This is a genomic window from Bacillus sp. cl95 (genome assembly GCF_900115925.1).
Lineage (GTDB): Bacteria > Bacillota > Bacilli > Bacillales > Cytobacillaceae > Neobacillus_A.
Map to the genome: position 1 here is coordinate 389,721 of NZ_FOYF01000004.1, position 7,401 is coordinate 397,121.

Consider the following 7,401-nt stretch of genomic DNA (forward strand, 5'->3'; position numbering starts at 1 on the left):
AGCCTCCTCGGCGCAATGCGCCTGCGGGGTCTCACCTGTCCCGCTGCTCCCGCAGGACATTGAATGGCTTCCTTGAATGAACCCACGCACGAAGGAAATGCGATAGCACAAGGAAAGCCTCCATGAATTCACCTCGCACGAAATGATGCGATAGCATCATGAGGATTTTCGAGGAGTCTCGCATCTTCCGCTCCAATCAACTTCTTCATAAATGGTTTCTTTCACAAACCTTTTCCAAAAACAATAATCTTTTAGAAAAGAGGCTATCCTATAATCCTAAGCGTTCAAAGATCGTATTAACATGTTGCAGATGATAGTGATAGTCAAAACAGTCATCCAATTCTTCTTTAGATAAATGAGATGTAATGGTTTCATCATTTTCTAGAAGTGTACGGAATTGAACTTGTTTCTCCCAAGCTTCCATCGTTTTCGGCTGTACCGTATCATATGCTTCTTCTCTTGAAAAACCTTTATCGATTAGAGCAAGCAGTACACGCTGAGAATAAATCAACCCGAATGTGCGATCCATATTGCGTTTCATGTTTTCCGGAAACACCGTCAAATTCTTAACAATATTGCCAAAACGGTTAAGCATATAATTGAGGGCGATTGTTGCGTCTGGCAAGATGATGCGCTCCGCAGAAGAATGAGAAATATCTCTTTCATGCCAAAGCGGAACATTCTCATAAGCTGTCATCATGTAGCCTCGGATGACACGCGCCAAGCCTGCCATGTTTTCTGAGCCAATCGGATTGCGTTTATGCGGCATTGCAGATGATCCTTTTTGACCTTTTGCAAAGAATTCTTCCACTTCACGCGTTTCGCTTTTTTGTAAGCCGCGAATTTCAACTGCCATTTTCTCGATAGAAGTTGCGACCAATGCTAATGAAGATAAGTAGTGTGCATGGCGATCACGCTGTAAGGTTTGCGTTGAAATCGGTGCCGCTTGCAGACCTAATTTTTCACAAACGAACTTTTCAACAAATGGATCGATATTCGCGTATGTACCAACTGCACCAGATATCTTACCGAATTCGATTCCGGTTGCCGCTTCATTGAACCTTGCAAGATTTCGCTTCATTTCTTCATACCAAAGCGCAAGCTTCAAACCAAAGGTAGTAGGTTCCGCATGGACTCCGTGTGTGCGCCCCATCATAACCGTGAATTTATGTTCCTGTGCTTTCACTTTCAGAATCTCAATAAAACGAGTGATGTCATTTCTGATGATTTCATTGGCTTGTTTTAATTGATATGACAATGCCGTATCGACAACATCTGTTGAAGTCAATCCGTAGTGAACCCACTTACGTTCTTCACCAAGAGTCTCAGAAACAGCGCGCGTGAAGGCGACTACGTCATGACGCGTTTCTTCCTCAATCTCTTTAATGCGGGCAATATCAAAGCTTGCATTTTGGCGAAGCTTTACAACGTCTTCCTTCGGGATATCCCCAATCTCAGCCCATGCTTCGCATGCAAGAATCTCTACCTCCAGCCATGCTTGAAAACGATTTTGCTCTGTCCAAATGCTGCCCATTTCCGGGCGTGTATAACGATCAATCATTGTAATCCTCCGATCTTTTCTTTCACAGTTTTCCAAATGGGGTGTGAGTCAATAACTGCTAAAGACGATTCCATAGATTCTGTCATTAGCGTAACGTGACCCATTTTCCGCTTTTCCCTTGCTTCTTTTTTTCCGTATAAATGAATCTTCCAACCAGTCAATGCAGGAATCTCACTTATTAGTCTTTCCATATGTTCGCCTAATATATTGACCATGACTGCAGGTTTTAATAGTTCCGTGCTTCCAAGCGGCCAATTGCATACGGCACGGATGTGCTGTTCAAACTGAGATGTCTCGCAAGCGTTGATAGTAAAATGGCCAGAGTTATGAGGTCTTGGTGCCAACTCATTGATATAGATCTTCCTATCATTCGTGACAAACATTTCTACAGCTAGCGTTCCAACCAAGTGGAACTGTTCTGCTATCTGCTTTGCAGCTTGAATGGCTTTGTCAGAGAGAGCCGGTGAGACCCTTGCTGGCACAATCGTCTTGTGCAGGATGTTTTGGTGATGTACATTCTCTGCGACTGGAAAGACCGTCATCTCTCCACATGCTTTCCTTGTCACAATGACCGATATTTCTTTTTCAAAAGGAAGCCATTTTTCCAACACACAAGGACCTGCATCCAAGAGCGCTATTCCCTCGTAAAGGTCATCTACCTTATTCAGTACTACTTGCCCTTTACCATCGTAGCCGCCTGTTGCCGTTTTTAATACGGACGGGAAACCAAGCTTTTCAATATTAGCATAAAATTGTTCCACCGTTTCGACCGGTGCATATGGAACAACATCCAGTCCGGCATCCACAATCGATGCTTTTTCCGTAATCCTATTTTGAGTTACGGCTAGTAGATTCATCCCTTGAGGAACATTCGCGTTCTCACATAACCATGAAAGGGTCTCGGCATCAATATTTTCAAATTCATATGTAATTACATCACTAAGTTCTGCAAGCTGCTTCATGGCATTCAGGTCGTCATATTTCCCCACGATCTGTAAATCTGCCACTTGACCACAAGGGCATGCTGACTCGGGATCTAAAACAGCAATTCGGAATCCCATCGCCTTCGCCGCTAAAGCCATCATTCTTCCGAGCTGCCCGCCTCCAATAATTCCTATAGTCTGCCCTGGTAAAATAACTGTGTTAGACAAGCTCATGGTTGCTCTCCATCACTTTCATCATCATTTGCTCGCGTGCCCTTTCAATTCTCTCCGCAACATGACTATCGAAAGTCCCCAGTATTTGCGCTGCCAGAATACCCGCATTCACTGCCCCAGCCTGACCAATGGCAACCGTTGCTACCGGAACACCTCCTGGCATTTGCACGATAGATAGAAGTGAATCCAGTCCATTCAGTACTTTAGATTGGATGGGAACCCCAATGACCGGCAACGTTGTTTTCGCTGCCACCATTCCTGGCAAATGGGCCGCTCCGCCTGCACCAGCAATGATGACTTTTATGCCTCTGTCTCTTGCCGACTCTGCAAATCCAAACATCAGGTCTGGTGTTCTATGCGCGGAAATCACTCTTTTTTCAAAAGGAATGCCGAGCTCATCTAAAACCTCGCAGGCATTTTTCATTGTCTCCCAGTCTGATTGACTTCCCATGATTACCGAAACTTGAGCTGTCACCTTCATCGCCTCCATTTAAATCAGAAATCAACTTCATTAACCTTCTATTTTGCTATTTTCATAGTCTTCCCAATATAAAAAGCCCGAAACAGCGATGCTTCTCCTATTAAGAGAAAGCATCCTGTCCGGGCCAATAGTAAAGAATCTTGCCTTAATGCAAGCACCCACTATTTGCAGAACTGTATCACTTTCCCTCATAGTCCAGCCATTTACGGTAGCTGGGTAGAAACTTATGGGCCATATTCCCAAGATTATACGAGGTGTTTTATGTTATCTTTATATTAACAATTACAATCGTAAGGTGTCAACTAAAATAACGAACAATAATTATACCTTTTAAAATATCGTTCGTGTTTTAACTCAATAACTTTGCTTCAAAGACGATTTTTCTGCCAATCGGTTTGTAAACCGTTTCTCCATCTTCTTTCACTTCTTCAAACAGAGGTTTTTCCATACGGCTTGTCGGAACATACCCCTCTGCTTTAATCCGATCAAGACATTCGGAAATGGTTTCATTTTCCTGTACTTCAAACTTCATTTTCTTTGCTTTTGCCATACAAAAAAGTTCCTTTCATTACTCGTAGTATACTTTATCATAAAAAATCCATCAATTTTATTCCACTCAGCATAGTAGACATCTTCAATATTGTCAATTCTTTCTTTTTTCAATCCTGTTAGCAACAATACTCAATTATAGTATCCTCTTGAAGGATTTACTGGAAATAGTTAGTATTGAAAGATGAAGGAGGTGCCTCGAGTGGAAAAAGTAATATTTAAAAATAGTCGTCAATTAAACCTCACTGGTAATCTATTACGGGCTGACTCACAAACGATTATTATCATGTGCCACGGTTTTCTCTCTGACAAATCATCTCGCGGCCGGTTCGATCGTTTCGCTAAAAAATTTCAAAATCTCGGCTACAACGTCCTCGCCTTTGATTTTGGTGGGTGCGGCGAGAGTGATGACGAGCGATTAACACTTGCAAAAGAAATTGATGACCTAAAATCTGCCCTTGCTTATGTAAAAGCACTCGGCTTTAATAGAATAGCCCTGCACGGACATAGTTTAGGTACGAAAGTTTGCCTTTCATGCTATGATCCATCTATTGTAACCATGGTTCTAACAGGTGCGTTAACAGGACCGATAAATTACAATTGGGAAGAAATCTTTTCAGAGGAGCAGATGCTGGAACTTCAGCAAAAAGGCTATTTAACAGAGCATTTAAAGGAAGGTCCTCGTCAGAAGGTCGAAATTGATAAGCAAATGCTTCTTGATTTCGGTTCCGGAGATCAAAAAGAGCTTCTGTCCAGAGTAAAATGCCCTGTCCTGATTGTTCATGGCAACGGTGATGAGGAAGAACAGCGATTATATGAAATATCAAAAGAGGGAATAAAGTGGCTGTCAGATGATTCCCGACTAGAACTGATTGATGGAGCTCCTCACAGCTTTATGGAACACTTAGACACTTTGGAAAACCTGTTTATCGATTGGTATAAGGAGAATTTATAGCGACGAAAGATCATTTGAATAACAATGAGAGGATGGAGATAACTTGGAAGAGCACTTATCTAAAATCTTAAAAGTAATTCCCGATCTTGAGCCTGGAAATCGTTTCATTTTAGCACTCGATGGTTTAAGTCGTTCTGGGAAGACAACCCTTTCCAATAAACTTTATGAGACTCTTAAAGAGAAAAATGTTCCGTTTTATATTTTCCATATCGATGACCACATTGTTGATCGCAGCAAGAGATACAACACGAAACATGAAGATTGGTACGAATACTATGGAATACAATGGGACATCGATTGGCTAAAAGAGCACCTATTTACTCCACTAAGGAAAACTAGTAATCTGAGTCTTCCTTTTTATAATAATGAAACGGATACCCACGTCCTAAAGGATATAAATCTTCCAGAAACCTGTCTCATTATCATTGAAGGCGTGTTCCTGCAGCGAAAAGAATGGAAAGATTTCTACGATTATGCTGTCTTCTTGGATTGTCCAAAATATAAACGATATCAACGTGAAAGCGATAAGTCGCCTGAGTACATAAATAAGTTAATCAACCGCTACTGGACTGCCGAAGAATATTATCTTAAAACCGAAACACCTTTGTTGAAAGCTGATATGGTCCTAAACGGGTAATTGATTGTAAGAAAAGCGCAAGCGCCCTGAACAACCCCGAGCTGCTACAATCATCACCTAAAGGTCATGCTTTCCGCAAGATATTCGAAGAAGCATATTCATTGATGAAGACTGGCTGGGCGCTGGAGCTAGACAGTTATCCAAGTTAAATTCATATACTTATCTAAAAAAAAAACAGGCATGGATGCTTTCTTTACCATGCCTGTTTCTATGAATAGGAGTAAAACAAAGTATAATTCTTCCCCTGATTTATGCTTAATTTTTTACAGCTGCCGTTTCAACAATACGCTTCATAGCATGGATCTGACCCATATGATGAGCTTCATGGTATAACGCCATATTCGCTAGTTCACCAAAAGTCTTCAAACCACGGAATGGTTGTTTAAGCTCTTGATCCAGACTCTCTTCGGGAACTATCTTTAAGCGTTCTAATTGGTTTTCCAAGTGAGATTTAAGTTCATCTAATGTCGGTACTTCCCCCGTCCAATCAGCTGGTTTTGTCCCATTCCCAAACAATTGTGGATAATTTTCAGGAAGGTGCTGGGATTTTTTCGGGAATCCGAACATAAATTGCTCCGTCACCGTCAAGACATGCCCTACATGCCAACGAATGTTATTATTGAATCCTGCCGGTTGTACATTCGCCATTTCTTCCGTCAAACCATTCATTTCCCTAAAAAAGAAATATCTCGTCATCTCAAAATTCTTGAACATAAACTTACTCATCTTAAAGCCCCTTTCGATTCTTCAAACCTATATACTAGTTCTACAAGAAGGACGTTTCTCCTTTTTGCGCCACCATTATTTATATAACAAAGGTTACTCTAATATGACTCTTTTAAAAAACAGTTTTTTTAATCCAGTAATTTAAGTAGGCTCCCTATAGGCAATGCTTTGCTCGCAGTTTAGAATTCTTTAGACCAGAAAGGAAGAAACCACTTCACTCCCTTTTTATTAAAAGGAAGTATCTTCATATCTGCAACGAGATGACTGATATAGGCTAGTAGGAGAGTCGTATACACTCCGTCAATTTTAAGAGACTCCTCGAATTGTTTTGCTATGATTCCAAAAAAGATAATCCCCAAAATGGAGTGCGTATAGCTTCTATGTGGAATAAAGGATGCGATCAAGATATATATTCCTAGCAGTAGTAACCATGATTCATCCAAAGAGATTCCACCTATAATCACGCCGATGGCTGTTACGCTAAGCATTCTCCTTTGGGTAAGGAAGGAAGATATGATCATGATGGCAAGCCCGACACCCATTCCAGTCCATCTTTCCATATACCCTCCTTCTAGAAAACTATAAATCATCATGAGTGCCCCTATGCTTTGGGCGACCGTTCGAATCATTTTATGAGAGAGCGTAATTCTGTTGCTAAGCTTGCCATCTACATCTATGTCCGGAATTAATCCAGCCACCGCTCCTAATCCTACTAATAAAAGAGTAGTAGTCGGAGTGCTATCAAGGGAATTAGCTGTTATGAAACCCGTTGTTGCCCCAATTGCCATATGTTGTGTGCCGTTCAATCTAATTCTCCTTTTTCTTTGAAAATTGCAGTTGATTTGATTCAGAATTTCAAACTGCATTTTAACATTATACCTTTGTAGTTCATACATTTTCCATATGAGGAAGGTTGTGTTTATGTGGAAAGAGTGATGTTAGGTGTTTAGAGAGAATAACCTTTTTTTGAGCGAAGACCTTTATTTTTTCGCCTACTTTTCAACACAAAAAAAGAACAGCACAACGGCTGTTCTTCCATATTGCCCGGCGGCGTCCTACTCTCACAGGGGGAGAGCCCCCAACTACCATCGGCGCTGAGAAGCTTAACTTCCGTGTTCGGTATGGGAACGGGTGTGACCTTCTCGCTATCGCCACCAGACTATTTTGTTTTTGAGGTTCATTCCCTCAAAACTAGATAATGTTAGAAGAAGAGTAAAAACGAGTTCACCTTTTTAAATCTTTGACTTTGGTTAAGTCCTCGATCTATTAGTATCAGTCAGCTCCACACGTCGCCGCGCTTCCACCTCTGACCTATCAACCTGATCATCTTTCAGG

General features: G+C 41.3%; 8 protein-coding genes, 2 rRNA genes and 1 riboswitch. Of the genes, 2 read left to right on the top strand and 8 right to left on the bottom strand.

Annotation, left to right across the window (positions count from 1 at the left end; all coding sequences use genetic code 11):
* Positions 1-268: 268 nt before the first annotated feature.
* The 4 genes from purB to BMZ31_RS13955 form a co-directional block, all read right to left on the bottom strand.
* Positions 269-1,561, bottom strand: a complete 1,293-nt coding sequence (gene purB, locus BMZ31_RS13940) for an adenylosuccinate lyase (RefSeq protein ID WP_090832416.1) — start codon at positions 1,559-1,561, stop codon at positions 269-271.
* On the bottom strand, positions 1,558-2,718 hold the full coding sequence (gene purK, locus BMZ31_RS13945) for a 5-(carboxyamino)imidazole ribonucleotide synthase (RefSeq protein ID WP_175478113.1): 1,161 nt from the start codon (positions 2,716-2,718) through the stop codon (positions 1,558-1,560). Before purK ends, purB begins: the two co-directional genes overlap by 4 nt.
* Positions 2,705-3,193 carry a 5-(carboxyamino)imidazole ribonucleotide mutase gene (gene purE / locus BMZ31_RS13950; RefSeq protein WP_090832418.1) on the bottom strand — a complete coding sequence of 163 codons (489 nt, stop codon included), beginning with the start codon at positions 3,191-3,193 and terminating at the stop codon, positions 2,705-2,707. Before purE ends, purK begins: the two co-directional genes overlap by 14 nt.
* 177 nt (positions 3,194-3,370) lie before the next feature.
* A riboswitch (purine riboswitch) is annotated at positions 3,371-3,472 on the bottom strand.
* A 76-nt stretch (positions 3,473-3,548) separates the two neighbouring features.
* Positions 3,549-3,749: an NETI motif-containing protein gene (locus tag BMZ31_RS13955; protein ID WP_090832419.1), complete on the bottom strand. Its 201-nt coding sequence runs from the start codon at positions 3,747-3,749 to the stop codon at positions 3,549-3,551.
* A gap of 201 nt (positions 3,750-3,950) precedes the next feature.
* Between BMZ31_RS13955 and BMZ31_RS13960 the strand changes: the two genes are divergently transcribed.
* The gene (locus tag BMZ31_RS13960) at positions 3,951-4,703 is read left to right on the top strand and encodes an alpha/beta hydrolase family protein (protein WP_175478114.1); all 753 of its coding nucleotides are present in this window, start codon (positions 3,951-3,953) and stop codon (positions 4,701-4,703) included.
* 43 nt (positions 4,704-4,746) lie between these two features.
* Entirely contained in the window at positions 4,747-5,340 is a 594-nt protein-coding gene (locus BMZ31_RS13965) for a kinase (RefSeq protein WP_090832421.1), read from the top strand.
* A gap of 255 nt (positions 5,341-5,595) precedes the next feature.
* Here BMZ31_RS13965 and BMZ31_RS13970 read toward each other — a convergent pair whose 3' ends face one another.
* From BMZ31_RS13970 to BMZ31_RS13985, 4 genes are all read right to left on the bottom strand, one after another.
* Positions 5,596-6,066 carry a DinB family protein gene (locus BMZ31_RS13970; protein ID WP_090832423.1) on the bottom strand — a complete coding sequence of 157 codons (471 nt, stop codon included), beginning with the start codon at positions 6,064-6,066 and terminating at the stop codon, positions 5,596-5,598.
* 179 nt (positions 6,067-6,245) lie between these two features.
* A complete protein-coding gene (locus BMZ31_RS13975; RefSeq protein WP_090832425.1) occupies positions 6,246-6,872 on the bottom strand; it encodes a metal-dependent hydrolase in 627 nt (208 codons plus the stop codon).
* Positions 6,873-7,108: 236 nt separating this feature from the next.
* Positions 7,109-7,225 (bottom strand): 5S ribosomal RNA (gene rrf / locus BMZ31_RS13980).
* Between the two features lie 87 nt (positions 7,226-7,312).
* Positions 7,313-7,401, bottom strand: a 23S ribosomal RNA gene (locus tag BMZ31_RS13985); the annotation flags it as partial.